The sequence below is a fragment of the Gallaecimonas aegicerasi genome (assembly GCF_045291545.1).
Lineage (GTDB): Bacteria > Pseudomonadota > Gammaproteobacteria > Enterobacterales > Gallaecimonadaceae > Gallaecimonas.
In genome coordinates, this window is sequence record NZ_CP149514.1 from 2,152,254 (window position 1) to 2,176,536 (window position 24,283).

At 57.1% G+C, this 24,283-nt stretch carries 22 protein-coding genes; 9 read left to right on the forward strand and 13 right to left on the reverse strand.

The window, feature by feature from the left end; all coding sequences use genetic code 11:
- Window positions 1-45: 45 nt before the first annotated feature.
- The 4 genes from WDB70_RS10585 to nudF are packed head-to-tail and all read right to left on the reverse strand — an operon-like array spanning window position 46 to window position 2,466.
- Window positions 46-615 carry a YqiA/YcfP family alpha/beta fold hydrolase gene (locus WDB70_RS10585; RefSeq protein WP_406664114.1) on the reverse strand — a complete coding sequence of 190 codons (570 nt, stop codon included), beginning with the start codon at window positions 613-615 and terminating at the stop codon, window positions 46-48.
- Entirely contained in the window at window positions 615-1,412 is a 798-nt protein-coding gene (cpdA, locus tag WDB70_RS10590; protein WP_406664116.1) for a 3',5'-cyclic-AMP phosphodiesterase, read from the reverse strand. Before cpdA ends, WDB70_RS10585 begins: the two co-directional genes overlap by 1 nt.
- Window positions 1,413-1,420: 8 nt before the next feature.
- The gene (locus tag WDB70_RS10595) at window positions 1,421-1,864 is read right to left on the reverse strand and encodes a DUF1249 domain-containing protein (RefSeq protein ID WP_406664118.1); all 444 of its coding nucleotides are present in this window, start codon (window positions 1,862-1,864) and stop codon (window positions 1,421-1,423) included.
- The gene (gene nudF, locus WDB70_RS10600; protein WP_406664120.1) at window positions 1,855-2,466 is read right to left on the reverse strand and encodes an ADP-ribose diphosphatase; all 612 of its coding nucleotides are present in this window, start codon (window positions 2,464-2,466) and stop codon (window positions 1,855-1,857) included. The genes WDB70_RS10595 and nudF overlap by 10 nt, the downstream gene beginning before the upstream one ends.
- 170 nt (window positions 2,467-2,636) lie before the next feature.
- On the opposite strand from nudF, the gene tolC reads away from it, so the two are divergent.
- Window positions 2,637-3,974 carry an outer membrane channel protein TolC gene (tolC, locus tag WDB70_RS10605; protein ID WP_406664122.1) on the forward strand — a complete coding sequence of 446 codons (1,338 nt, stop codon included), beginning with the start codon at window positions 2,637-2,639 and terminating at the stop codon, window positions 3,972-3,974.
- 47 nt (window positions 3,975-4,021) lie between these two features.
- Here the strand turns inward: tolC and waaA are convergent, their stop codons facing one another.
- Together waaA and hldE are read right to left on the reverse strand one after the other, a co-directional pair.
- On the reverse strand, window positions 4,022-5,254 hold the full coding sequence (waaA, locus tag WDB70_RS10610; RefSeq protein WP_406664124.1) for a lipid IV(A) 3-deoxy-D-manno-octulosonic acid transferase: 1,233 nt from the start codon (window positions 5,252-5,254) through the stop codon (window positions 4,022-4,024).
- Window positions 5,251-6,675 carry a bifunctional D-glycero-beta-D-manno-heptose-7-phosphate kinase/D-glycero-beta-D-manno-heptose 1-phosphate adenylyltransferase HldE gene (gene hldE / locus WDB70_RS10615; protein ID WP_406664126.1) on the reverse strand — a complete coding sequence of 475 codons (1,425 nt, stop codon included), beginning with the start codon at window positions 6,673-6,675 and terminating at the stop codon, window positions 5,251-5,253. Before hldE ends, waaA begins: the two co-directional genes overlap by 4 nt.
- A 120-nt stretch (window positions 6,676-6,795) precedes the next feature.
- On the opposite strand from hldE, the gene lpxL reads away from it, so the two are divergent.
- Window positions 6,796-7,731, forward strand: coding sequence for an LpxL/LpxP family Kdo(2)-lipid IV(A) lauroyl/palmitoleoyl acyltransferase (gene lpxL, locus WDB70_RS10620; protein WP_406664129.1), 936 nt, complete (start codon window positions 6,796-6,798; stop codon window positions 7,729-7,731).
- Here the strand turns inward: lpxL and glnE are convergent.
- Window positions 7,722-10,541, reverse strand: a complete 2,820-nt coding sequence (gene glnE / locus WDB70_RS10625) for a bifunctional [glutamate--ammonia ligase]-adenylyl-L-tyrosine phosphorylase/[glutamate--ammonia-ligase] adenylyltransferase (RefSeq protein ID WP_406664131.1) — start codon at window positions 10,539-10,541, stop codon at window positions 7,722-7,724. The two genes, lpxL and glnE, sit on opposite strands and share 10 nt — an antisense overlap.
- 128 nt (window positions 10,542-10,669) lie before the next feature.
- Here glnE and WDB70_RS10630 point away from each other — a divergent pair, with 128 nt between their 5' ends.
- A complete protein-coding gene (locus tag WDB70_RS10630; RefSeq protein WP_406664133.1) occupies window positions 10,670-11,494 on the forward strand; it encodes a potassium channel family protein in 825 nt (274 codons plus the stop codon).
- Here the strand turns inward: WDB70_RS10630 and WDB70_RS10635 are convergent.
- Entirely contained in the window at window positions 11,412-12,905 is a 1,494-nt protein-coding gene (locus tag WDB70_RS10635) for a CYTH domain-containing protein (protein WP_406664135.1), read from the reverse strand. The genes WDB70_RS10630 and WDB70_RS10635 overlap by 83 nt on opposite strands.
- A gap of 351 nt (window positions 12,906-13,256) precedes the next feature.
- Here WDB70_RS10635 and WDB70_RS10640 point away from each other — a divergent pair, with 351 nt between their 5' ends.
- From WDB70_RS10640 to WDB70_RS10650, 3 genes are all read left to right on the forward strand, one after another.
- Window positions 13,257-13,835: a TIGR04211 family SH3 domain-containing protein gene (locus WDB70_RS10640; RefSeq protein ID WP_406664137.1), complete on the forward strand. Its 579-nt coding sequence runs from the start codon at window positions 13,257-13,259 to the stop codon at window positions 13,833-13,835.
- 233 nt (window positions 13,836-14,068) lie between these two features.
- On the forward strand, window positions 14,069-17,227 hold the full coding sequence (gene putA / locus WDB70_RS10645; protein WP_406664139.1) for a bifunctional proline dehydrogenase/L-glutamate gamma-semialdehyde dehydrogenase PutA: 3,159 nt from the start codon (window positions 14,069-14,071) through the stop codon (window positions 17,225-17,227).
- Window positions 17,228-17,342: 115 nt separating this feature from the next.
- Window positions 17,343-17,855, forward strand: a complete 513-nt coding sequence (locus WDB70_RS10650) for a porin family protein (protein WP_406664141.1) — start codon at window positions 17,343-17,345, stop codon at window positions 17,853-17,855.
- A gap of 27 nt (window positions 17,856-17,882) precedes the next feature.
- Here the strand turns inward: WDB70_RS10650 and WDB70_RS10655 are convergent, their stop codons facing one another.
- Both WDB70_RS10655 and WDB70_RS10660 read right to left on the reverse strand, forming a co-directional pair.
- The gene (locus WDB70_RS10655; protein ID WP_406664143.1) at window positions 17,883-18,434 is read right to left on the reverse strand and encodes a general secretion pathway protein GspB; all 552 of its coding nucleotides are present in this window, start codon (window positions 18,432-18,434) and stop codon (window positions 17,883-17,885) included.
- Window positions 18,431-19,960 carry an AAA family ATPase gene (locus tag WDB70_RS10660; protein ID WP_406664145.1) on the reverse strand — a complete coding sequence of 510 codons (1,530 nt, stop codon included), beginning with the start codon at window positions 19,958-19,960 and terminating at the stop codon, window positions 18,431-18,433. The genes WDB70_RS10655 and WDB70_RS10660 overlap by 4 nt, the downstream gene beginning before the upstream one ends.
- Window positions 19,961-20,052: 92 nt before the next feature.
- Here WDB70_RS10660 and WDB70_RS10665 point away from each other — a divergent pair, with 92 nt between their 5' ends.
- Window positions 20,053-21,303 carry a multifunctional CCA addition/repair protein gene (locus WDB70_RS10665; protein ID WP_406664147.1) on the forward strand — a complete coding sequence of 417 codons (1,251 nt, stop codon included), beginning with the start codon at window positions 20,053-20,055 and terminating at the stop codon, window positions 21,301-21,303.
- Here the strand turns inward: WDB70_RS10665 and folK are convergent.
- Window positions 21,270-21,752 (reverse strand): 2-amino-4-hydroxy-6-hydroxymethyldihydropteridine diphosphokinase, encoded by a 483-nt coding sequence (gene folK, locus WDB70_RS10670; RefSeq protein WP_406664149.1) that lies wholly within the window; start codon window positions 21,750-21,752, stop codon window positions 21,270-21,272. The two genes, WDB70_RS10665 and folK, sit on opposite strands and share 34 nt — an antisense overlap.
- Window positions 21,749-22,105, reverse strand: coding sequence for a dihydroneopterin aldolase (gene folB / locus WDB70_RS10675; RefSeq protein ID WP_406664151.1), 357 nt, complete (start codon window positions 22,103-22,105; stop codon window positions 21,749-21,751). Before folB ends, folK begins: the two co-directional genes overlap by 4 nt.
- Window positions 22,106-22,211: 106 nt before the next feature.
- Between folB and plsY the strand changes: the two genes are divergently transcribed.
- Entirely contained in the window at window positions 22,212-22,808 is a 597-nt protein-coding gene (plsY, locus tag WDB70_RS10680; protein ID WP_406664153.1) for a glycerol-3-phosphate 1-O-acyltransferase PlsY, read from the forward strand.
- A gap of 43 nt (window positions 22,809-22,851) precedes the next feature.
- Here plsY and tsaD read toward each other — a convergent pair whose 3' ends face one another.
- Window positions 22,852-23,874, reverse strand: a complete 1,023-nt coding sequence (gene tsaD / locus WDB70_RS10685; RefSeq protein ID WP_406664155.1) for a tRNA (adenosine(37)-N6)-threonylcarbamoyltransferase complex transferase subunit TsaD — start codon at window positions 23,872-23,874, stop codon at window positions 22,852-22,854.
- 180 nt (window positions 23,875-24,054) lie between these two features.
- On the opposite strand from tsaD, the gene rpsU reads away from it, so the two are divergent.
- Complete coding sequence (rpsU, locus tag WDB70_RS10690) at window positions 24,055-24,270, forward strand: 30S ribosomal protein S21 (RefSeq protein ID WP_406664157.1); 216 nt, start codon at window positions 24,055-24,057, stop codon at window positions 24,268-24,270.
- The last annotated feature ends 13 nt before the right edge of the window (window positions 24,271-24,283 follow it).

The following is a 24,283-nucleotide window of genomic DNA, read 5'->3' on the forward strand; positions in this document are numbered from 1 at the left end:
ATTCAGACAAGATTAACGCCATGGTCAGGAAAGCCGGAAAACTTGTCAATACAACTTCAAAAATGCAGCGATCTCAGGCAGGTATCGTGACAGGTCGGTGAAGGCATGATCCCCACCGTTATCAATGGTTTGCCTGGCCCCTTGATAGTGTTCACGGGCTTGGCGCCAATCCAGTATTTCATCGCCTTTTTTCTGCAACAGCCAGTAACGCTCAGGGTGAGTGAGCACCGGCCGGTATAATTCCCGTAACTGCTGCATGTGCTGCGGACGCACTTCAAATTGCTCACCGGTATAGGGGTTTTGTTGTGGCCCCAGGTAATCATCCAGTAATTCAAAGGGTTTTACTGCCGGGTTAATCAACACCGCCTGGCAGTCAAACTGCTCAGCCAGGCTGGTGGCATAAAAACCGCCCAGTGAGCTGCCAATCAATGCCAGAGGCCCCTCACAGGCAGCCATCGCCTGGCGCAACTCGGCCATCACAGTCGCTGGCGCAAAATGCAGTGCCGGGCAATGCAGACGGGTTTTCGGGCAGTGGTGCGCCACAAAATCGGCCACCAGGCGGGCCTTATCCGATTGTGGTGAGGAGTTAAAGCCATGCAGGTAGAACAGCTGCATCAGTAACCGCCGGCTTGGCTATCCACCGGGTAGCTATGCTCAGGCAGACGCAATATCCGTGTACTGATACGGCCATCAGCATGCAATGTCAGATGGCGGCCACCGGGAGCGCTGCTGGCCACCGCAAAGTCATCACTGCCGGGAGTAAATTGTACGCAGCTGGCCGGTGTCGCCAGTAGCCGGGTAGCGCCATGATAAAAATCCTGCTGCTGATGGACATGACCGAACAGCACCGCTTTGGCCTGCCGGTGCTGTGCCAGGCGCTGCAATAACGCCTGACCGTTAACCAACTGATGCTGGTCCAGCCAGACGCTGCCCAGCGCTAACGGGTGATGATGCAAAACCACCAGCGTGTGCAAGCTGTCATCGGCATGCTGACTGACCCAGTCCAGCTCAGCGTCGCTCAGCCAGCCACTGACCTGGCCAGGCTGATGCGAATCCAGCAACAGTACTTGCCAGTGGCGCCCCAACAACCGGCGCACACGAGGCCCCATGGCATCGATCATGGCGGCCGGGTCATCATGATTACCAGGGAGCCAGAACCACGGTTGCTGACGCTCTGCCATCAAGGTCGCCAGCCGCTGATAGGTCACGAGTTGATGGTCTTGGGCCAAGTCACCAGTCAACAACCAGGCATCAAACTGGCTCTGGCTTTCCATCATTGCCAAACAATCTTGAAAGCTTTGCCAGCACGGTACACCCAGCAAGGTGCCCTCGGGATCAGCAAACAGATGGGAGTCAGTCAGAATGCTCAACGACAGAGTGTCGCGGTCATTAGCCAGGGCGAGCTGTTCCAAACGGGCCTCTAATTTAGTCGGCTGGTAATATCGTGATTGCTTCGGCCCTGTTGCAAACACAGTCGCAACCAGTCGGACAAAAACAGGTTTACCTGCATTTTTTCATCAGGCTGGTGCATTTTATCATTGGGGTAGGAATAGCGGGGCGCCAGCCTTGAAAAGTGCTGACTGGCGCACACTTCCGCCATGCGCGCATCGTGATACAAGCGTACTTGCATGCGTGCCCGCAAGTATTGTGGCACGGGCCCTAATTGTTCAATACTGACGGTCGAGGTATAGCGGAACTGCTCATCCAGACGCAGCCGAAAACGTTGCCGCGGCCCCACCAGCACCACCAGCGTGTCGCCGACGGCGGTCAATCGGCGAGTTAGCCGCATCAGCGCAGCATAATTGTGCTCGCAGGTGCTGTGCAGCTGCTTCAAACTGGGCCGGTAAGGCCGGTTTAGTGCCATTGCTGACGCAGTTCCTCATGTTTACGCTCCAGCCATTGCAAGCCAATGAGCGTCGCCGCGTTGTCAATAATACCGGCATCCACCATGGCCATGGCCTGCTGCCGTGATACTGCCATTACGGCGATGTCTTCATCTTCGTGATCCAAGCCGTGTAGCCCCCCCGCCTGACTGGCATCCACTTCCACGGCAAACAGGTGTAAGCGCTCACTGCTGCCTCCTGGAGACGCCAAGTAACTCAATATAGACTGGCAGCGGCCCACGGCCAGCCCTGCTTCTTCAGCCGTTTCCCGTATCGCCACCTGTTGCGGGCTCTCACCGGGCTCGATAATGCCGGCCACCAGCTCAAAGAGCCAGGGATCGCTGCTGGTTTCCAGTGCGCCGGCACGGAACTGGCGCAACAACACCACCTGATCGGTACGCGGGTCATAAGGCAAGGCCACGGCAGCATGGCCCCGCTCAAGGATTTCCCGGTGTAACCAGCCGCTCCAGCCACCGGCAAACAAGCGGTGACGGAGCCGAAACCCCACTAATTTAAAAAAACCATTATAAAGTGTGTTTTTCTCGGCGATTTCCACATCGTCAGAGGAAAAAGTGCGCTCCATGAAAACTCCTTTGAATGTCAGGCAAAATAAGCGCTTAAGCAGCATTTGGTAACACATTGTTGCCTGCGTGCTGAATTTATAATCTGTTACACTTGCCACTTGATGTCAGTTCAGTGCGTTATTTACTGTTCCTGCTATTACCGCGATGGCGGACACAAGGAAAGACTCGAATGAAACGAACCCTTATTAGCCTTTTGATCGGCGCCGGTTTTGCAGCCCAGGCTCAGGCCGTCGATCTGATGGATGTCTACAAGCAAGCACTGCAGCACGACCCGCAGTTCCAGCAAGCCGATGCGCAGCGTAATGCTGCCATGTCCGGCGTGGACATCAGCAAGTCTGCCCTGCTGCCGCAGTTGACCGGTAAACTGGGCTACCAGTTCAATACTTACGAACAGTATTTTCAGTTCAATGGCGCCACGTTGACCGGTAAAAGCCATAGCTGGAATGCTTCTGTCTCGTTAGAGCAGGTTATCTACAATCATGGTACCTGGGTACAGCTGGATAAAGCGGAAAAAGCCGCCGCCCAGGCAGAAGTAAACTACGGTGCCGCCCGCCAGGGGCTGATCACCCGCGTTGCCCAGGCGTATTTTGGCGTTTTGCAGGCCAAAGATACCCTGGCCTTTCGCGAAGCTGAGAAAAAGGCCATTGCCCGCCAGCTGGAGCAAACCAAACAGCGCTTCGCGGTTGGCCTGACCGCCATTACCGACGTACATGAAGCACAAGCACAATATGATGCTGCCGTAGCCAATGAAATCAGCGCCCGTAACGCCGTTGCCAACAGCTATGAAGCCTTAAGTGAAATCACCGGTGTGCGCTACACCGATCTAGATGTGCTCAATACCAAACGCTTTGCGCCTTCTGAACCGGCTGGCGCTGTTAAGAGTTGGGTTGACCGTGCCGAGTCCAATAACCTCAGCCTGCAGGCGCAGCGCATGAGTGTGGATATGGCCCGTGATGACATCAAGTTTGCTAAAGCCGGCCATTACCCGACAGTGGGCCTGACTGGCCAGTACAGCACCAGTAAAACAGGCGGTGATGTTGACCAGCCACGTCTGGATAACAGCAGCATTGGCATTGGTGTTAGCGTGCCGATTTTCTCCGGTTTCCGTACCTCCAGCCAGGTAAAACAGGCACAAAGCCAGTTCGTCGTCGCCAGCGAGGAAATGGAGCGTATTCATCGCCAGGTTGTACGCACTATTCGTAATGCCTACAACAACGTCGGTGCCAGCATTTCCTCCGTCAAGGCCTTTGAACAGTCAGTGATTTCCAGCCAATCGGCACTGGAAGCCACAGAAGCAGGCTTTGAGGTGGGTACCCGTACCATCGTTGACGTACTCAACGCCAACCGCCAGCTCTATCAGACAAAACAGCAGCTGGCCCAGGCGCGTTATACCTACATCCTCAACACCCTGACGCTAAAACAGGCCGACGGCACCCTCGGCGATGATGACATTAAAGCCATCAACACCGTACTGGAGCCAGCTGAAGAGGCGCCAAAGGTCAAATAAAGCCACATGAAACACTGACAAAAAACGCCGCTAATGCGGCGTTTTTTTTATGTCAGCGCTTTCAGGCTCCGCGCAATGGCGCCGCGACTTTGTGCCACCACCGCGAGCCCGGCCTGCCCGGCCTGCTGGCGTTTTTCCGGCGACAGTAATAAGGCCAATAATGCTGCGGCCAATTCTTCTGCAGTCACAACTTGGCAATTGCCAACAGCGCATAGCGCTTCGGTAATTTCCTGAAAGTTATGATAAATCGGCCCGGTCAGGGTAGGTAACCCCAGTGCTGCCGGTTCCAGCAGGTTATGGCCACCCACAGGCACAAAAGAGCCGGCAACCACAGCCACCTGAGCAGCGCCAAGCAACGTCAGCATTTCGCCCATGGTATCGGCCAGATACACCGCCGTATCAGCAGTGACCTCCTGCTGTTGGCTGCGCCGGGCAAAGCGCCAGCGCTCGTTCGCTAACAGCTGGGCTACCGCGTCAAAGCGTTGCGGGTGACGCGGCACCAAAATCAACAGCGCCTCTGGCAACTGCTGGCGCAATTGCCGGTGGGCCGCCAGCATCAGGCTGTCTTCACCCTCATGGGTAGAAGCCGCCACCCAGACTGGCCGGCCGTCAAACGTCGCCGCCAGCTGCGCTGCCTGTTGGCGGCTGGCGGTGCTGACAGTGATGTCAAACTTCACCGAGCCGGTTACGGTCAACTGTTCGGGCAACACACCTAATGCCTGAAAACGCTGCGCCTCGGTTGGTGTTTGCACCAGTACCCGCTCAAGCTTTGCCAGCATACTGCGGGCCAGGCCGCTAAAACGCTGATAACGTGCTAATGAGCGGGCCGACAGTCTGGCATTAACCAGGCTTACCCTCATGGTCTCGGCAAACGCTAACCAGTTAGGCCATAACTCCGTTTCCATGATCCACAGCTCAGCTGCTTTTACGCGGCGAAAAAACAGCCACACACAAGGCCAGAGATCAAGAGGTGCATAGACATGCAACAGGCTGTCGCCAAAGGCCGCTTGCAGGCGGCCATAACCGGTACTGGAAGTGGTAGTGAACAGCACCCGTGCCTGCGGGTGCTGCTGCTGCCAGGCTTTGACCAGCGGGATCGCTGCCATGGCCTCACCGACACTGACAGCATGAACCCATAAATCCACCCGCAGGCAAGGTGCCCACCCCAGGGGTTCGGCCCATCGGCCCTGATAATCCTGACGCCGCCCAGGCCAATAGAACCAGGCCAGGATCAACGGCGCCGCCAGTAACAACAGCAGGTTATAGAAAAACCGGCTCATTGGCTCTGAATGCGGCGGATAATATTGCTGGTAGAGTGGCCGTTTTCAAAACCCAGGATTTTCACTGCACCACCATTGGCAACCACTTCCGCACCACCGGCAACCTCATCAGGGCGATAATCACCGCCTTTGACCAGCAGATCCGGCAAGACCCGGCTAATAAGTCGTTGCGGGGTATCTTCGCTAAATGAGACGACCCAATCCACCGCTCCCAGTGCTGCCAGCACCTGCATACGGGCGGCCTGGTCATTAACCGGCCGGGTTTCTCCTTTTAGGCGTCGTACCGAGTCATCATCGTTGACCGCCACCACCAGGCGATCCCCCAGGGCGCGGGCCTGCTGCAGATAACTGACATGGCCGGCATGAAGAATGTCAAAGCAACCGTTGGTCATTACCACGGTTTCGCCACGACGCTGGGCATCACGAACGGCACTGACCAGTTCCGCTTCAGTGACGACTCCCTGCCCCAACAGTTGGCCGTGGCTGAGGGCAGCTGCCAGCTCGCCGGGGCTGACGGTTGAGGTGCCCAGCTTGCCGACGACAATGCCCGCGGCCAGATTGGCCAGTGCACAAGCGTCAGCCAGGCTGGCACCGGTAGCCAGGGCACTGGCCAGGGTAGAGATCACTGTGTCACCGGCGCCGGTAACATCAAAAACTTCTTTGGCCGTGGCCGGCAGGTGCAGCGGCGGCTGATCTTTTTGCAGCAAGGTCATACCGTGCTCTGAACGGGTTACCAGCAGCGCTGACAGAGCAAAACGCTCGATCAGCTCATGGCCTTTGGTGACCAGGGTTTGTTCGTCCGGGCAGGCGCCGGCAACGGCTTCAAATTCACTGAGATTAGGGGTCAGCAAAGTGGCCCCACGGTAACGCTCAAAGTCACTGCCTTTGGGGTCAATCAATACCGCTTTACCGGCGTCCCGGGCCTGTTTTATCAGGCTCTGAACATCACTCAGGGCGCCTTTACCGTAGTCGGACAAAATCACAACTTCGGTGTCGGCCAAAGCTTGCGTGAAGGGTGTATTGAGCAAAGTTGCCTGCGCGGCGCTGAAATTGTCTTCAAAATCCAGCCGCAACAGCTGCTGATGGCGTGACAGTACCCGTAATTTGGTAATGGTCGGGTGCCCCTGCACCTTTGACAGCTGACAGCGGATCCCAACTTCCGATAAGCGCCGGTGTAAAATATTGGCAGCTTCGTCTTCCCCAACCAGCCCCTGCAAAGTTGCCTGGCCGCCGATCGCGGCAATATTCAACGCCACGTTGGCAGCGCCGCCAGGCCTGTCTTCATCCTGTTCCACCTTAACAACCGGTACCGGCGCTTCCGGGGAAATACGTCGGGTAGCGCCGTGCCAGTAGCGGTCCAGCATTACATCCCCAACCACCAGCACACGGGCGTTTTCAAAGACAGGCAAGCTTAATTTCATGACGTTATTTCATTGTTCAATACAGTATGGCCGGCAGTTTACCACAGCCATTTACGCCCTACGCAGTGTCTGTATTTCAGGTAGAATGGCACCACTGTTGACCCATCAGGAGCCAGCCTTTTGGCCATTAAAAAAGTGGCGGCCCCCCGCTTTACCCTGCATTTGCTGCACCCCCGTTACTGGCTCACCTGGCTCGGTGTTGCCTTGATGTACCTGATCAGCTGGCTGCCGTATCGGCTGCAAAAAGCCATGGGCCGGCATTTGGGCCGGTTACTGGCAAAGGTACTGAAAAGACGGGCAAAAATTGCCCGGCGCAACCTGGAACTGTGTTTCCCTGAGATGTCCGTCGATGAACGCGAAGCGCTGCTGTTGGCCAACTTTGAAGCCACCGGTATTGCCATGCTGGAAACCTCCATGGCCTGGTGGTGGCCAAACTGGCGGGTACGCAAGCACATGAAAATCGAAGGGCTGGAACATCTGCAAGCCGCTCAGGCGAACGGCCAGGGCGTGGTGATGATGGCCATGCACTTTGTCACCCTGGAAATGGGCGGGCGCATGCTTGGTCAGGTTTATCCGGCAGTGGGCTTTTACCGCCCCCATAACAACCCGGTAATGGAGTACCTGCAGTATCACGGCCGGGTCCGCTCCAACCGCTACCTGATCGAAAAGCGTGATGTACGCGGCATGATTGAAGCCCTGAAAGAAGGTGAAGCCGTCTGGTATGCCCCGGATCAGGACTACGGGCGCCGCCGGGCAGCCTTTGTGCCCTTTTTCAACGTGCCCGACGCGGCAACAGTGAATGCCACCTCGATGTTTGCCCGCCAGGGTAACGCCAAGATTGTCACCTTCGTGCAAACCCGTAACAGTGATGGCAGCTACACCCTGAAGCTGTACCCGCCATTAAAAACCCTACCAAGCGGCGACGATGACCACGACACCCGGCTGATCAACCGTATCGTCGAGCGCGAAGTCCGCAAACAGCCGGAGCAGTACATGTGGGTGCACCGGCGTTTTAAAACCCGCCCCAGCGAAGACATGCCTTCGTATTACGACTGAAAAGTCTTCGCCCAGATGCCGCTGACCAGCGCCCGTTCAGCGGCAAAATCGGCCGCTGGCGCCAGCGTGTTGCCGTCATCCAGGCTCTGATGATGCAAGCGCTGGCGTAAACGGGTATATGCCGTTTTCAGTTGCTCGGCCATCGTTGCCGTAATATATCCGGCAGTGGCCAGAGCATCGAGCTGACGCAGGTTGTCGCTATGGTGGATCAGCGCCGGCTCAGCAGCTGCCAACAACCAGTACTGCACCAAAAACTCAATGTCGGTTATACCACCTTCGCCCTGTTTCAAATCAAATGTGGTTGGTGTTGAACGGTTCAGATGACGGCGCATTTTTTCACGCATGGCCGCCACCTCGGTTTTTAACTGCAGGCCGTCACGCGGCTGGCACAATACGTCCTGGCGAATGGTCTGAAAGCGCTGCTGTAACGCCGGGCAGCCCAGTACCGGTCGGGCTCTGACCAGAGCCTGATGCTCCCACAACCAGGCGTCTTGCTGCTGGTACTGGGCAAAGGCAGTCAGGGTTGTTACCAGTAGCCCGGAGGCACCGGAAGGGCGCAGTCGCATGTCAATGTCATACAACACCCCGGCCAGGGTTCGGGTAGCCAGCCAGTGGGTCAGCCGCTGCACCAGCTTGAGATAAAACTCCCGCACACTGATTGGCCGGGGGCCATCAGTGCTGGCATCAGCCTCGTCTGCCCCCAGATCCGTCATCACCACCAGATCCAGATCCGAACTGTAGCCCAGCTCCAGGCCGCCCAGTTTGCCGTAGGCGACAATCAGCAAGCCATGTTGGCTGGCATCACACCCTGGTGGCTGGCCATGGCGTCGCGCCAGATCGCGCCAGGCCAGTGGCAAGCAAGCCGCCAGCAAAGCTTCTGCCAGATAACTGAGGTGATCCGACACCACCGTGACCGCCAGCGCACCGGTTACATCGGCGGCGGCAATACGTAGCACCTGCGCCGCCTTAAAGTGTCGTAAGGCATCCATCTGCCCTTCCAGATCGTCCGGTTCAATACGCAGCATAAAACGCTGCAATTCACTGGCGTACAGCGCTGGTGCGGTTGGTGCATAGAGGTGGCGCGGGTCAATCAGTTCATCGAGCAGTAGAGGCATGGCCGTCAGTTGTTCCCCGATAAAGCGGGACTGCCCTACCAGCTTCAATAGCTGCTGCCGGGCACCAGGATTTTCCAGCAGCAAATCCAGATAAACGGTACGGCTAACCACCTGTGTCAGTAATTTTCCCAGCCGCGCCAGTGTCTGCGCCGGCGTACCGTCATCCACCAGTCCCTGACACAATAAAGGCAACAGCCTGGCGAGCTGACGCTGCCCACGATCGCCAATGGATTTACGGGCCAGTTGCTGTCGTAGCCCAGCAAAAGTACTGGCCACGGCGTGCGGTTCGGCCAAGCCGATATCAGTAAACATGACGCTCAGCTCAGCCTCCGACCAGTCGGAGGCCATCAACCCTCGCAGGGGCTTGGCCACATTGTCACGGTGGCTTTCTTCAGCAATCAGATCCTGAAAAAGATGATGGATAAATTGCTGGTGACTTTGCAATTCATCCCGCAGTGCCGGGTAACTATCAAAGCCCTGCAAAGCCGCCAGGCGTGCTTGATCCAACTCCGCACTCGGCAAGGTTTGCGTCTGTTTATCGGCAATCGCCTGCAAGTTGTTTTCCAGGCGCCGTAAAAACAGGTAGCTACGGCGCAAGCGCGAGGCTTCTTGCTCGCTAAGCACCCCCAGCGATGGCAGCATTGCCAGTGCCGCCAGTAACGATGGCGTACGCAATGCCGGTTCCCGACCTCCGCGAATAAGCTGGAACACCTGCACCAAAAATTCCACTTCACGGATCCCACCCGGGCCCAGCTTGATGTTGTCGGTCAGGTTACGGCGCCGCACCTCCGCCTCGATCAGCTGCTTCATATCTCGCAGCGAATCAATGGTGGAGTAATCCAGGTAGCGCCGGTAGACAAAGGGACGAAGTAAGGCATCCAGTTCGCCTTCAAAGCCCTGGCCGCCGCCCATCAGCCGTCCTTTGACCATGGCATAACGTTCCCACTCACGGCCCTGCGATTGGTAGTAATCCTCCAATGCCGCAAACGACAACGCCAAGGGGCCTGCCTCGCCAAAAGGCCGCAGGCGCATATCGACCCGGTACACAAAGCCGTCGGCATCAACGTTATCCAGCGCCTGGATCAATTTTTGCCCCAGCCGGGTAAAAAACTCATGGTTATCCATGACACGCCGGCCACCACGGGTTTCGCCGCTACGCGGGTAGAGAAAAATCAGGTCAATATCGGAGGAAAAATTCAGCTCACCACCGCCAAGCTTGCCCATTCCCAATACCAGCAGCGGCACACTGTTGCCCTGCTCGTCGGTTGGCACGCCACGCAGGCTACACTGCTGGGCATAGAGCCAGTCGCGAGCAGCAACAATCAGCCCCTCTGCCAGCCGTGACAAACCATGCAAACGGTCTTCTTCACTAAAATCTGTCTGCAGGCTCAGCCACACCAGTGCCGCCAGGTGACGATGCCGGTACTGGCGCAGCGTCCGGTACAGGGCTTTTTCATTATCGATATCGTGCAGGGCCGGCTGTACCGCCTGTTGCAGATATTGGCGCGGTGACAATGACAGCAGCCAAGGCAGTAAACTGGCATCACGGCGCAGTTGCTGGGCAAAAAAGTCTGAGCAGGCCAGCGCCTGGCGCAGTAACTGACGCTGCGCTGGCGTCAAGTCATCCATCGATACCGCCGGCAACCCGGCCAGGGCCTGGTCAGCCTGCGCTGCCAGTAACGTTTCAGCAGACATAAAAGCCCCTGATAAACCTTTAATGGCCAGAGCATAGCGCCCTCGCCCTGGCGCTGTCATTGGCAATATCCCGCCCCCTCATGCAAGATAAAGGTGCTCTTACGTCAGCAACTTAAGGCAGGTACAAGGTGAATTCGCAGCTTCGGGTACTGGCTCCCACGCCCATCGAACTGGCCATGATGGTGTTGTCGCTGCTGGCTGTGCTGGTGGTGCTGGCCTTGCAATTTGCCCCTTTGCGGCCCGACGAACGCGAATTGCTGATTTACCTCGACACCAGCATTTGCGTGATTTTTTTAAGCCGCTTTGTTATCGGCCTGGTGCGCGCAACTCACAAGTGGGAGTTTGTACGCAGCCACTGGATTGATGTGGTTGCCAGTATTCCCATGGTCGATGTACTGCGTTATGGCCGGCTGTTCCAGGTGATCCGGGTGCTGCGTATTTTGCGCATGGCCAACCATGTGATCCGCCAGCTCATGCACCAAAGCGCCAACGCCGTCTTTGCCATTATGCTGCTGACCCTGGTACTGGTGGTCGGCGGCAGCTCCATTGCCATTTTGCTAGCCGAAAGCGGCCAGCCCGGTTCCAACATTCATACCGCTGAAGATGCCATCTGGTGGGCTTTGGTGACCATTTCTACGGTAGGCTACGGTGATTACTACCCGGTAACCACCGCCGGGCGGGTCATTACCGGTTTTGTCATTGTCGCCGGCGTGTCGCTGTTTGGTGGTGTCAGTGGTCTGATTGCTTCGCGGCTACTGCATAGCCGCGAAGACGAAGACAGGCGCCAACGTTCACTGCACAACCAACTGGCCAGCTTGGAACAGCAGGTGGTGCAACTGCAAAATCAGTTAACTCTGCTCAGCAACCAGCTCACGGCCAAAACGGCAACTGCTCCAGACACAACTGACGAGACTGCTCCATCGCCGTCAGCAGCGACTGACGCTTACGAGTAAGCCAGCCTTCAAACTGTTCGGCGTCGTCATCGGTCATATCCAGGCGACTGGCCAACTGCGCCAGGCCATCCAGGCGTAAGCCCTCTTCAATGCCTTCGAGCAGATCCTGCCATTGCTCCTGCATGTCGTTGGCCTGCTCGTTGTCGTATAACGCCGCAAAGGTACGGCAGGCCGCTAAAAAGCGGCTGATACGGCTTTGCTGGTCCAGATAACCGGCCACCGATAGGCCTTTGACCAAATTCCGTTTCAGTTCGGCCTGGGCGCGGGCCAGCTGTGTGTCGGCAAACCACTTGATGGGTTTGTCCAGCTCGGCCAGGGCTTTGTCGTCCAGGCGCGCTCGCCAGCCTTTGAGGGTAACAAAGCGCAGTGCCATCAGCTTCAGGCGGTTGGCGCGCTGGCTGGCAAACAGGGTGGTGAAATCGCCCATGGTGGGCAGTTCCTGATGCCGCTGCTCGGCTATTTCCCGTAGTTCTTCACCAATACTGAGCTTTTTCAAATAACTGGCCTTAGCCGACAACAGCTTACTTAACCGCGCCTGGGTCTGCGCCTGAGCTAGCAGATCAGCCAACCACTGGCATTCCTGGCGCAATTCACTGGAAGCTTTGCGTGGCACCAGAGCGCCAAACAGGCTCAGTACCTGGCGAAAATACTGTAAGGCGCGGGCAATGGCCATCAGCGGCTTCCAGCCTGGCTGCAACAAAAACACATCTTCGGCCTGTTGCCATTGTGTCAGTGCCGCCTGCAACGCCTGCCCCAGTACCTGCTCGTTATTCATCTGGCGGTTAATGTCCGGATTAGGCTCAGCGAGGCTCAATGCCGGTTTATCGCCAGCCAGCCAGTTACCCCGGGCCGCTTTTGACAAGCCAAAACACTGCACCCCATCAACCAGTAGCCGTTCCGCCACAATGAACAGTTGGCTGACATCATCGCCTTTGAGCTCCAGTTCCAGTTCGCGCAATGACAAGCAACGGCTGGCCGCACTGATTTCGCCCTGATCCCAGGCCAATTCCAGTTGGCCATCCGCCACCAGCCCGGCTTGCCGTTGAAAGTCCGTGGAAAAAACCGGCACCAATGCAGCGTTCAAAGCCTCAATATCGGTATCTTCCGGCCAGATGCTGCGCTCAAAGGCCCGCAGATCAGGCTTGTCGCCACTGACCGGCAGGTTAAATTCCGGCCGCGCCGACAAAGCACTGCCATCTGTACCAGCCAGTTTCAGTGTCTGCTCACGCTGGCCAGCCACCTCGCGAATACGCAACCCCATACGCCAGGCAGCCAGTTGCCCGTCGGGAGTATCGAAGTAGGTGTTTTTCAACTGCTGCACCGGCGCATCAGGCAGTAACTCAGCCAGTAAGGTGTCAGCATCGACTGCTTCAGCAAGACGTAATTTCAGTTCAGTTTCTGTGGCCATCATGGGCATATGTTTGACGAGTGTCGTGCTGATTATAACGGCAGCCACTTCAAAAAAAACACGTCACCCCGGCACCGGGCCATCAGTGGCAGACCGAACCCCTGATAGGGGCAGCTCTCGCGCGATACCGTTGTACTGACTGGCAAAGCCATTTCATACTGAGCGCCGCAGTACCTGCCCACGGCCGTGACGGGGTGGCCGTCAACCTTGTAACCCAACATGAAAATGCCGGTGTTCACTGTGGTTCTACATGCAGCGCTGATATTCTGATGAACCACAGCGATGCCGATGCTTGTCAGCGCCGCTACAGCTCTCTAGGATGAAACAGCGATTGTTTCAAGGAAATCTAAACTGATGCTCAAGCGTGCCTTGCTGCTGGCGCTGGCCTTGTCGCCGGCGCTTTATTCATCTGCCGTAGCCGCCAAACCGGCCTATGTCAGTAACGATGTGTTCATTTACCTGCATTCGGGCCCGTCCCGCCAGTACCGTATTATCGGTACCATCAATGCCGGCGAGCCGGTTGACCTGCTGCAAAGCGGTGATACCTTTTCCCAGGTCAAAGACAGCAGCGGCCGTGAAGGCTGGGTGCAAAACCAGTTTCTGACTGACCAGGCAACCTTTCGAGTGACATTGCCGAAGTTGCAAAGCCAGCTCAAGGACGCTGAAGACAAGCTGGCTCAGTTAGCCGGTAACCGTAGCGATCTAAACCGCCAATTACAGAGCCTGGCGGATGATAAGGCCAAGCTGTCGGCCCAGGTAGCCGATCAGCAGGCCACCATTACCCAGCTCAAGGCACAGGTCGCCGGCATGGATCAAAGCAATATGATGCTATGGCTGATGTATGGCGGCGGCGTCGCCGGGGGCGGCCTGTTACTGGGCCTGTTGCTGCCCCACATAATGCCACGGCGCAAACGCAAAGACATGTGGATGTAAGTACCTGAAATAAAACAAAAAAGGCTGCCGTAGGCGGCCTTTTTTATTGGTCGGCTTCAGGCCAGAAAGCAGACCTCTATCAATGGTTGGAAAAATAGGGTGAACGGGGGATTTTCATGCAGAGTGTATATTGTATACTCTGCCCACCTTACCACCCGCTCTGGTGGTATTTTCATCAGCCTTTCTGGCGTTCTGGCCCCGCCGCAGCGCCCTGTTCTAAAGGTGTCTAGCCAATGTTTAACGCAAGCCAAGTGATTGCTCCTGATTACCAGGCACCCTCCCTCGACGCCCTGCGTGAGGCCATTAGTGCCAACTACGCCGTGGACGAAGAGCAGTATCTGACCAACCTTATGCGCCTGGTCCCCGATGACGCCAACGACAATACCGCCATAACCCGCGACACTCAGCGTCTGGTTACTAAGATCCGCGAGCGCCATGACAACGGCGACACCATTCAGGCATTTTTGCAGCAATACAGCCTCGATACTCAAGAAGGCATTATTCTGATGTGCCTGGCTGAAGCCTTACTGCGTATCCCTGACGCCGACACCGCCGAATCACTGATCCGCGACAAGCTCTCTGGCGCCGACTGGGCTAAGCACTTTCGTAAGTCGGCATCAGCGCTGGTCAATGCTTCCACCTGGGGGCTGATGCTGACCGGCAAAGTGATCACCATGGACAAACGCCTGGACGGTAGTCCGGCCAACCTGCTGAACCGAATGATCAACCGCCTGGGCGAGCCGGTTGTGCGCAAGGCCATGTACGCCGCCATGAAGATCATGGGCCGGCAATTTGTGCTGGGCCGTACCATTGGTGAGGCTCTGAAAAACTCCCGTAAGTACCGGCAAAGCGGCTACACCCATTCCTACGACATGCTGGGCGAAGCGGCGCTAACCATGGCCGACGCCCGCAAGTATTTTGACGATTACGCCAGTGCCATCGCCGCTCTGGGTAAAGAACAGTACGACAGCAGCCAGGCCCCGCGGCCCACCATTTCTATCAAACTGTCGGCGCTACACCCCCGTTATGACGTGCAAAATGCCGACCGTGCCCGTAGCGAAATGGTAGACATTGTTGGCCGACTGGTAGAACAAGCCCGGGCGGTGGATATTGGCCTGCAAATTGACGCCGAAGAAGCTGACCGCTTGGAACTGTCGCTGGATATTTTTGAAACCGTTTACCGCCAGCAAGGTAAGGGCTGGGGCAATTTCGGACTGGTGGTACAGGCCTTTTCCAAGCGGGCCCTGCCGGTACTGGTTTGGCTCAATAAACTGGCGGGCGAGCAAGGCGATCTGATCCCGGTGCGGCTGGTCAAAGGAGCTTACTGGGATACCGAGATCAAACTGTGCCAGCAAGCCGGTCTGGCCGGCTACCCGGTGTTTACCCGTAAAGCGGCTACCGATGTTTCATACCTGGCCTGCGCCCGCTACCTGCTTTGCGCGCATACCGACGGCAAACTGTACCCGCAATTTGCCTCACACAATGCCCAGACCGTGGTGGCCATCAAGGCCCTGGCCCAGGGCCGGGCCTTTGAATACCAGCGCCTGTGGGGTATGGGTGACGAACTCTATGACACCGTGCTGGAAGAAAACCCAGGCCAGCCCGTACGCATTTATGCGCCGGTGGGCAGCCATAAGGATCTGCTGCCCTACCTGGTACGGCGCCTGCTGGAAAACGGCGCTAACAGTTCTTTTGTACACAAGCTGGTGGACCCGAAAACCCCGGTTGAAAGTCTTGCCAGCCATCCGCTGGAAACCCTCAAAGCCGCGCCCAGCCTGGCCAACCATCGTATTCCGCTGCCGGCGGCCATTTATGGTACCCGCACCAACTCCGGAGGCATCAACTTGCATATTGGATCCGAAGCTCAACCTTTCTTTGAGGCGCTGGCGCCCTTTAAAAACAAACACTGGCAAGCTGGCCCCATCGTAGGTGGTAAAGCCGTTAAAGGTGAGCCGCAGCAGGTGTTGTCACCGCAAAACCACCAGGACGTTGTCGGCCAGGTCGACTTTGCTGACCGCGACACCGTCGATAACGCCGTGAGCCTGGCACTGCAAGCCTTCCCGGCCTGGCGTAACAGCAATGTCGAAGAACGCGCGCGAGCGTTGGAAACCTTTGCCGACTTGCTTGAAGCCAACCGTGCCGAGCTGATTGCCCTGGTTACCCGTGAAGCCGGTCGTATCTTGCAGGACGGTATCGATGAAGTGCGTGAGGCCGTGGATTTTTGCCGTTACTACGCGCAGCAAGCCCGCAAAATGTTCAACGGCGCAGAAGTACTGCCCGGCCCTACCGGTGAGCTCAACGAATTGTTGCTGCAAGGCCGTGGGGTGTTTGTCTGCATCAGCCCCTGGAACTTCCCGCTGGCCATCTTTACCGGCCAGGTGGCCGCCGCCCTGGCTACCGGTAATACCGTTATCGCCAAGCCGGCAGAGCAAACCTGTCTGGTGGCCCACCGCGCCATTGAGCTGGCTCACCAGGCTGGCATTCCTGGCGACGTACTGCACTTTCTGCCAGGCGACGGTGCCACCGTTGGCGCCGCCTTGACCGCCGATGACCGCATTGCCGGCGTAGTCTTTACTGGTTCCACCGGTACCGCCAAGGCCATCAATAAAGCTCTGGCTGACCATGACGGCGCCATTAAAACCCTGATCGCCGAAACCGGTGGTCAGAACGCCATGATAGTCGACTCCACTGCCCTGCCCGAGCAGGTGGTTAAAGATGTGATTGCCTCCGCCTTTACCTCTGCCGGCCAGCGCTGTTCGGCGCTGCGCGTGCTGTATGTACAGGATGATGTGGCGGAACGCATCATCGACTTACTCAAAGGCGCCATGCAGGAGCTGGTGGTGGGCGACCCCTGGCACTACAAAACCGATGTTGGCCCGGTTATCGACCACGATGCCAAAGCGTTGCTGGACGAGCATCTGGCCAACCTGAAGGACTTTGCCAAACCCATCGCGACCGCACCATTGACTGATGACACCCGTCACGGCTCTTTTGTCACCCCGACTGCGGTAGAAATCGCCAGTATCAGCCAACTGACCCGTGAGAACTTTGGGCCAATTCTGCATGTGGTACGTTTTAAAGCCAGTGAGCTGGATAAGGTACTGGATGACATCAACGCCACCGGCTATGGCCTGACCATGGGTGTACACAGCCGCAACGAAAGTCTGGCACTGGCCATTGCTGATAAAATCAATGCCGGTAACTGCTATATCAACCGTAACCAGATTGGCGCTATGGTCGGTACCCAGCCCTTCGGTGGCCAGGGGCTGTCCGGTACCGGGCCGAAGGCTGGTGGCCCACACTACCTCTATCGTTTCGTGACCGAAAAGACCCGCACCAACAACATCACCGCCGTCGGTGGCAATGCCACCTTGCTGACGCTCGGTGAATAAAAATATGTTTACAAATAAAGGCGGCCTACCAGGCCGCCTTCCTGTATCCATGGCTTAATCACTTTGGCATAATCCGCACCGGCTAAAGGAGCTTTTTACACATAGGATATGAAGTATGAAACGTTATTCTCTGCTGATGTTGGCGCTGATGGGTACTCCTGCACTGGCTGCACAACCGGGTGTTTACGGTGGTGCCCACCTGAGTGCAGTAAACGTCAACAACGGTGACGGTTTTAAAGCTGACTTCACTACTCTGGGTGGTCAGCTGGGTTACCAAATCAATGACAATTTTGCTGTTGAAGGCCGCTTGGCATTTGGCGTCAAAGATGACACTGTGAACATTTACGGTTCTCACGTAAAAGTGAAGTTGGACAATTACGTCGGTATCTATGCGGTACCGCAGGTACCGTTGAACGACAATATTTCGCTGTACGGCCTGCTGGGCTGGAACAAGGTGAAAGTCAAAGCTTCTTACATGGGTTCAAGTGGTTCTGGCAGTACCACCAGTTTCGCCTATGGCGCTGGTATCAAAATGCCGGTGGCTGACAACGCCAACCTGTATATCGAGTACGCCAAACTGGCCAGTGACACCAAAGGCCTGACCTTCGGCGTCAACTTCAAGTTCTAAAAAAACGCGGCTACAGGCCGCGTTTTTTTATGGCTGCAATGGCCAGTTCACCAATGCATCCAGCCAGAACGTTTGGCCATTGATAGCCACTTCGGTACTGTTCGGGCCAATACGCAATACCTTAATACCTCCCAAACGCTCCCCTTCACGTAATTTATGGCCATTGAAAATAACGTAGCGCTGCGCCGCTGTTGAGGCATAAAAGTGCGCCGAGTAGGCAATACTTAGCGGGCCAGCTGTTTTTTCAGGTGCTTTCACTTTCGGTACTGGCCGTTGGCTGAGCGGTGCCTTTGGCATGGCTTTGGGCGCGGCAAAAAACGGGTCTTGTGCCAGTGCCGGCATGGGCACCGGTTGCACCTTGGCAGCAGGTGCTGCCACCACTGGCAGTTTAGCGGTAACTGGTGCAGCTGTTGGCCAGTGGCGATAAGCAAACCAAGCCGCCACTAACAGCAAAAACGCCAGCACCACCAACAATAAGCGCTGGCGTAGTAACGCCGTATCCCGGTAAAAGCGGCCTTCTGCCGCGGTTACGTCAGCGGCAGGCTCTCGCTGGGCCAGCGCCTTACTGAGTAAGCTCATAATCGCGGCCCCGGCGTACCCAACGCCCGATTCAAGCGCACCAGCGTATTGTCTCCGGCGAGGCCATCCGCCTTTAAGCCCACCTGACGCTGAAACTGTGTTACCCGTTGCTGCAAGGCGCCGTTGTATTCATCGGTGTTCAACGGCGGCTGCTTGAGCACTTGTGCCAACGCCGCATCCAGCCAGAGCACCACTGGCCCCTGGTTGCCAGGCAACAGTGCCTGAGCAAAGCCCTGTGGTGGCCGCCACAGCAAAATGGCATTACCGCGATAGTGGCCATCCAGCCACTGACTGGAAACCGACACCTTGGCGCTGCTCAATGCCAGTTGAAATCGGTTATCTGCCGCCAGCAAGGTGGCAAAAAAGCGCTCACCGCTGTCATCCAGTAGCTCCAGCACAGCCGGCCGGCCTAATGACACCAGCTCCCGCCACGGCGCATGCAAGCGCAAACAACGAAAGCCAAGCGTGTCAGCCTGTTGGCATGGGTCGCCCGTCGGTGCCGCCATACCCCAGGCGCTGAACAGCTGATCAAAAGCCACCAGCGACACCCGATCACGGCTGCCAGGAATAACCTGGTTCGCCTGACTCGGAACGCCCTTTCTGGCCAGCGCCTCACTGGCACTGGGTGCCGGCGGCCACAAGCTGTAAAAACTGAGCGCCAGGCCCACCAGCACAGCCCCAGCCAGTGCCCACGGCCAGCGGTGCGGCCGTGCCGGCAGTTGCTCGCCGAGGATCTCAGCTCCGGCTTTGGCCATCAGCCGGGTATCTACCCGCTCCTGCTGTAGCCCGTATGCGCCCATTAAGGCGCGGTCACAAAGCAGGTTGATCAGCCGTGGTATACCGCCACTGAGTTTGTGTAAGCGATTGATGGCGGCACCGGTAAATAAGGGCTGTTCACGCCCGGCTATACGCAACCGGTGCAATACGTAACGGCCACAGTCTTTGCGGCTCAGCGGTAACAGGTGGTAACGGGCGGTGATGCGCTGGGCAAGCTGGCGTAACTCCTGGCGGCGCAGCAGCTGGTTCAGCTCCGGCTGGCCAATCAGAATGATTTTCAGCAGCTTCTGGGTGTCTGTTTCAAGGTTGGTCAGCAACCGCAACTGTTCGAGTACCGACACCTTCAGGTGCTGCGCCTCATCCACCAGCAATACTGTTTGTCGGCCTGCCTGGTGGTTTTGCTGTAAAAAGGCCTGAATAGCGTCGGTCAGCTGCTTGAGCGTCGGCTCTGGCGGGTAAGCAATATTAAGTTCATCACACAAGGTGGCCAGCAGCTCACTTTCGGTGAGCATCGGGTTCAGCACAAAGGCCAGGTCGGTATTGTCCGGCAACTCATTGAGCAAGCGCCGCGAAACGGTGGTTTTACCGGTACCCACTTCACCGGTCAGCAAGACAAAACCGCCGGTTTCCCGCAAGCCGAATTTCAGGTGCGCCAGCGCGTCCCGATGACGCTCACTCATGTACAAAAAGTGCGGATTCGGGGCAATAGAAAACGGATTTTCACTCAGGCCAAAAAATGACTCATACATGGTATTTGGGTACGGCTGGCAACAAGGCTTTTATGGTTGCGCGCCCCGGCCACTTTGGCAAGGTATAATGGCGCAGTAAAAGAGGAGGTCTGGTGAACTGTTATCTGGTAGGCGGCGCCGTACGCGATAAGTTGTTGGGATTGGCGGTACATGAGCGGGACTGGGTGGTCGTTGGCGAAACCCCCGAGGCTATGCTAGCCCGTGGTTTTAGCCAGGTTGGCCGCGACTTCCCGGTGTTTTTGCACCCCAACAGCCACGAAGAATACGCACTGGCTCGCACCGAGCGTAAAAAAGGCCAGGGTTATACCGGCTTTGAGGTTTTTGCCAGCCCGGATGTCACCCTGGAAGAAGACCTGATTCGCCGCGACCTCACCATTAACGCCATCGCCGAAGATGCCAGCGGCAACCTGGTTGACCCTTATGGCGGTGTCAGTGATTTACAAAACCGTATTCTGCGCCATGTTTCCGATGCCTTTAGCGAAGACCCATTGCGGGTGCTCCGGCTGGCCCGTTTTGCCGCCCGTTTTGCGCACCTGGGTTTTACCATCGCCCCACAAACCCAGGCACTGCTCAGCAGCATGGCTGCCAGTGGCGAGCTGCAGGCGTTAACCCCGGAACGGGTAACCAAAGAGCTGGAAAAGGCTCTGGCCACCCGCTCACCGCAGGTGTTTTTCCAAGTGCTGCGTGACTGCGGTGCACTGGCCGATATTTTGCCAGAGCTGGACAACCTCTTTGGAATACCGGCGCCCGCCAAGTGGCACCCGGAAATCGACACTGGCATACACAGCCTGATGGTGATGGAAGCCGTAGCCTCCCTCACTGACGATCTGGCCGTGCGCTTCGCCGCCCTGTGCCATGACTTTGGCAAGGCGCTGACCCCCAAAGAAAAATGGCCCAGCCATCATGGCCATGGGCAAAGCGGCCTGGCGCTGATCCGCCAGTGCTGCGCCCGCCTGAAAGTGCCCAATCAGTGGCGCGATCTGGCGTTACTGGTCTCGGATCTGCACTGCACAATACACAGCATTGCCAGTTTGCGCCCGGCCACGCTGGTCAAAGTGCTGGATAAGCTGGACGCCTGGCGCAAGCCCGAGCGGGTGGAACAACTGGCGCTGGCCTGCACTGCCGACTTTAAGGGCCGCAGCGGCTTTTTTAACCTCCCCTACCCGCAGGCTGACTGGCTGCGCGGCGCCTATACGGCAGCAAAAGAAGTGAATGTTCAGGATATTATTGCCAGCGGCGCCAAAGGCCCGGCAATTGGTGAGGCGGTGCGCCAGGCGCGCATCAGCCAGGTCGCTGTGTTTAAAGAAACTTATTCAGAAAACGGCACTGGCCACAGCGCCTGATCACCACGAAAGGCCTGCCATAGCTGCCGGTAACTTTGTTCAGTGCCAGGCAGTTGCTGCTCCGGCACCAATTCCGCCAGCGGCCAAAGCACAAAAGCCAGCGTGAGAATATCCGGTCGCGGCAAAACAACCGGCTCGATACAGACGGTGTCACCGTACGTCAGCAGATCAATATCGAGGGTGCGGGGTGCATATTTTTTGGCATTTTGCGGGCGACCATGGGCGTATTCCACCGCCTTGATCCATGCCAGGATCTTAGGCAGCGGCCAGTCGGTCTCGGCTTTCACAGCCATATTAAGAAAGTTGGTGCCGGCAAACCCCACCGGCTCAGCTTCAAAAACCGGCGAACAGTGCAGTTCCCCAAAAGCGTCGCGCAGGGCTTTGAGGCCCGCTCGCAGGTGTGCCTCGGGGGTAACATTGGAGCCAAGGCTGAATAAAACCTCGGTCATGAAGCGGTACGTTCAATGATGATGCCGACATTACTGGCATTGGCCACAGCGCCGGGTTTGGAGAGCTTCATCTTCAGCCAGCTGACCGCAAATTCACTGATCAGCAGCTGTGCAATGTTCTCTGCCAGTGTCTCCAGCAGCTCATATTGATGCTGCTGGCAATAGTCGGTGATCGCCTGGCTAATGGTGCCGTAACACAGGGCCAGGCCGTAATCATCGCCTTTGGCGGCGGCGGCAACGTCGGTGGCCAGCTCCAGGTCAAACACCAGTTTGCGCTGGCGTTCCTTTTCCCAGTCGAACACACCGATCAGGGTGTAAACTTCCAGCCCTTCAATGAAAATGCGATCAGTCACAGGTCGGGTCTCGTTTTCGTGCAGGCCCTGTTAAGCTCGCGGCCTGCTTGTTTACACGGGCAGTCAAGTTTACCTTATCGACTAACCGGAACAAACTGCGCTGCCGATGATTGCTACCGCCGTATTGATGATACTGGTCGCCTACCTGCTCGGGTCGGTGTCCAGCGCTGTCATTGTCTGCCGCCTGACAGGGCTGCCGGACCCGCGCCAGCATGGCTCCGGTAACCCCGGCGCCACCAATGTGCTGCGCCTCGGTGGCAAGGGGCCTGCGGCACTGGTGCTGGCAGCGGATGTTCTCAAAGGCACCATACCGGTCTGGAGCGCGTTCTTTCTGGGGATCGATGCCATCTGGCTAGGGGTGATCGCCATCGCTGCCTGCCTGGGGCACATTTTTCCGATTTTCTTTCGCTTTCGCGGCGGTAAAGGGGTTGCCACTGCTTTTGGGGCTATGGCGCCCATTGGTTTGACCCTGACCGGCCTGCAGATCCTGACCTGGATGCTGGTGGTGTACCTGACCCGGCTGTCGTCCCTGGCGGCCATAGTGACCGCGGCTTTGTCACCGCTGTATACCTGGTTTATCAAACCCACTTACGTTATACCGGTAGCGATGCTGGCCAGCCTGATTATCCTGCGCCACAAAGACAACATTCGCCGCCTGTTTCAGGGCACCGAATCAAAAATGCGCTTTCGCAAACCGAAATAAAAAAGGTGGCCGAAGCCACCTTTTTTATTGCCTGGTATACACCTTAGGCATGTTCAATGGCGGCCAATGTATCCATGGGCCAGCGCGGCTGTACCTTGACCGCCAGCTCGCGGCTGCCTTCGGCTTGCAGGCGCAAGGCTCCGGCCAGGGCAATCATTGCGCCGTTGTCGGTACAAAATGCCGGGCGAGCGTAAAAAACTTCACCGCCAAGGCTTTGCATCAGCGCTTCTAACTTGCCACGCAGGCGGGTATTGGCACTGACCCCACCCGCCACTACCAGCCGTTGGTAGCCACTTTCCTTTAGCGCCCGGCGGCATTTAATGGCCAGGGTATCGACCACCGCCTGCTCAAAGGCCCGGGCAATGTCCGCCTGGGTTTGGGCGTCATTGCCCTCGCTGCGAATCACATTGGCTGCCGCCGTTTTCAGGCCCGAGAAGCTAAAATCCAGGCCTGGGCGGTCAGTCATTGGCCGCGGAAAGGTAAAGCGATCCGGGTTGCCCTGTTCAGCCAGAGCCGCCAGCCGCGGCCCACCGGGGTAATCCAGGCCCAGCAGTTTGGCCGTTTTATCAAAGGCTTCACCGGCTGCATCATCAATAGACTCACCCATGATGCGGTAACGGCCAATAGCCTCTACAGCCACCAACTGGGTGTGGCCGCCAGACACCAGCAGCGCCACAAAAGGAAACGCCGGCGGGTTGTCTTCCAGCATCGGCGCCAGCAGGTGCCCTTCCATGTGGTGAACTGCCACCGACGGAATATTCCAGCCATAGGCCAGGCTTTTACCTATTGTTGCCCCAACCAGCAATGCCCCCACCAGGCCAGGGCCTGCGGTGTAGGCAATGCCATCGAGGTCGCGGCCATCAAGCTGACATTCGGCCAACACTTCTTTGACCAGAGGCAAGGTTTTACGCACATGATCGCGTGACGCCAGCTCCGGCACGACGCCGCCATAATCGGCATGCAGCTTGACCTGACTGTACAAACGGTGCGCCAGCAGGCCTTGCTCACTGTCGTAGATGGCAATGCCGGTTTCGTCACAGGAGGTTTCAATGCCTAAAACACGCATGGCGGGCCTCAATACTCAAAGGGGCCGCTATCTTACCCAGACACCGGTTCAAGCTCTACCCTTTATGGCATCACTGCGGCTTTACATCGCTTGAGGTGCGCGTTAGAATTTCGCACCATTTTTAGACACCGTGGCCAAACTACAAGGTCACTAACCGAACAACCCCTGAGGTGATGGTAAATGCCGGTAATTAAAGTACGCGAAAATGAACCCTTTGACGTTGCTCTGCGTCGCTTCAAGCGCTCCTGCGAAAAAGCAGGCATTCTGGCTGAATGCCGCAAGCGTGAGTTCTTCGAAAAGCCGACTGCTGAGCGTAAGCGCAAAAAAGCCGCTGCCGTTAAGCGCCACGCTAAGAAGCTGGCTCGCGAAAACGCCCGTCGGGTTCGCCTGTACTGATTGACTGCGCATC

Coding starts and splice junctions, on each gene's coding strand:
- waaA (WP_406664124.1), bottom strand. CDS start 5,254: ATGAGCCGGTTTTTCTATAACCTGCTGTTGTTACTGGCGGCGCCGTTG.
- folK (WP_406664149.1), bottom strand. CDS start 21,752: ATGACCGAGGTTTTATTCAGCCTTGGCTCCAATGTTACCCCCGAGGCA.
- putA (WP_406664139.1), top strand. CDS start 14,069: ATGTTTAACGCAAGCCAAGTGATTGCTCCTGATTACCAGGCACCCTCC.
- WDB70_RS10655 (WP_406664143.1), bottom strand. CDS start 18,434: ATGAGCTTACTCAGTAAGGCGCTGGCCCAGCGAGAGCCTGCCGCTGAC.
- WDB70_RS10635 (WP_406664135.1), bottom strand. CDS start 12,905: ATGATGGCCACAGAAACTGAACTGAAATTACGTCTTGCTGAAGCAGTC.
- tolC (WP_406664122.1), top strand. CDS start 2,637: ATGAAACGAACCCTTATTAGCCTTTTGATCGGCGCCGGTTTTGCAGCC.
- WDB70_RS10595 (WP_406664118.1), bottom strand. CDS start 1,864: ATGGCACTAAACCGGCCTTACCGGCCCAGTTTGAAGCAGCTGCACAGC.
- WDB70_RS10585 (WP_406664114.1), bottom strand. CDS start 615: ATGCAGCTGTTCTACCTGCATGGCTTTAACTCCTCACCACAATCGGAT.
- plsY (WP_406664153.1), top strand. CDS start 22,212: ATGATTGCTACCGCCGTATTGATGATACTGGTCGCCTACCTGCTCGGG.
- nudF (WP_406664120.1), bottom strand. CDS start 2,466: ATGGAGCGCACTTTTTCCTCTGACGATGTGGAAATCGCCGAGAAAAAC.
- rpsU (WP_406664157.1), top strand. CDS start 24,055: ATGCCGGTAATTAAAGTACGCGAAAATGAACCCTTTGACGTTGCTCTG.
- WDB70_RS10660 (WP_406664145.1), bottom strand. CDS start 19,960: ATGTATGAGTCATTTTTTGGCCTGAGTGAAAATCCGTTTTCTATTGCC.
- tsaD (WP_406664155.1), bottom strand. CDS start 23,874: ATGCGTGTTTTAGGCATTGAAACCTCCTGTGACGAAACCGGCATTGCC.
- hldE (WP_406664126.1), bottom strand. CDS start 6,675: ATGAAATTAAGCTTGCCTGTCTTTGAAAACGCCCGTGTGCTGGTGGTT.
- WDB70_RS10650 (WP_406664141.1), top strand. CDS start 17,343: ATGAAACGTTATTCTCTGCTGATGTTGGCGCTGATGGGTACTCCTGCA.
- WDB70_RS10640 (WP_406664137.1), top strand. CDS start 13,257: ATGCTCAAGCGTGCCTTGCTGCTGGCGCTGGCCTTGTCGCCGGCGCTT.
- glnE (WP_406664131.1), bottom strand. CDS start 10,541: ATGTCTGCTGAAACGTTACTGGCAGCGCAGGCTGACCAGGCCCTGGCC.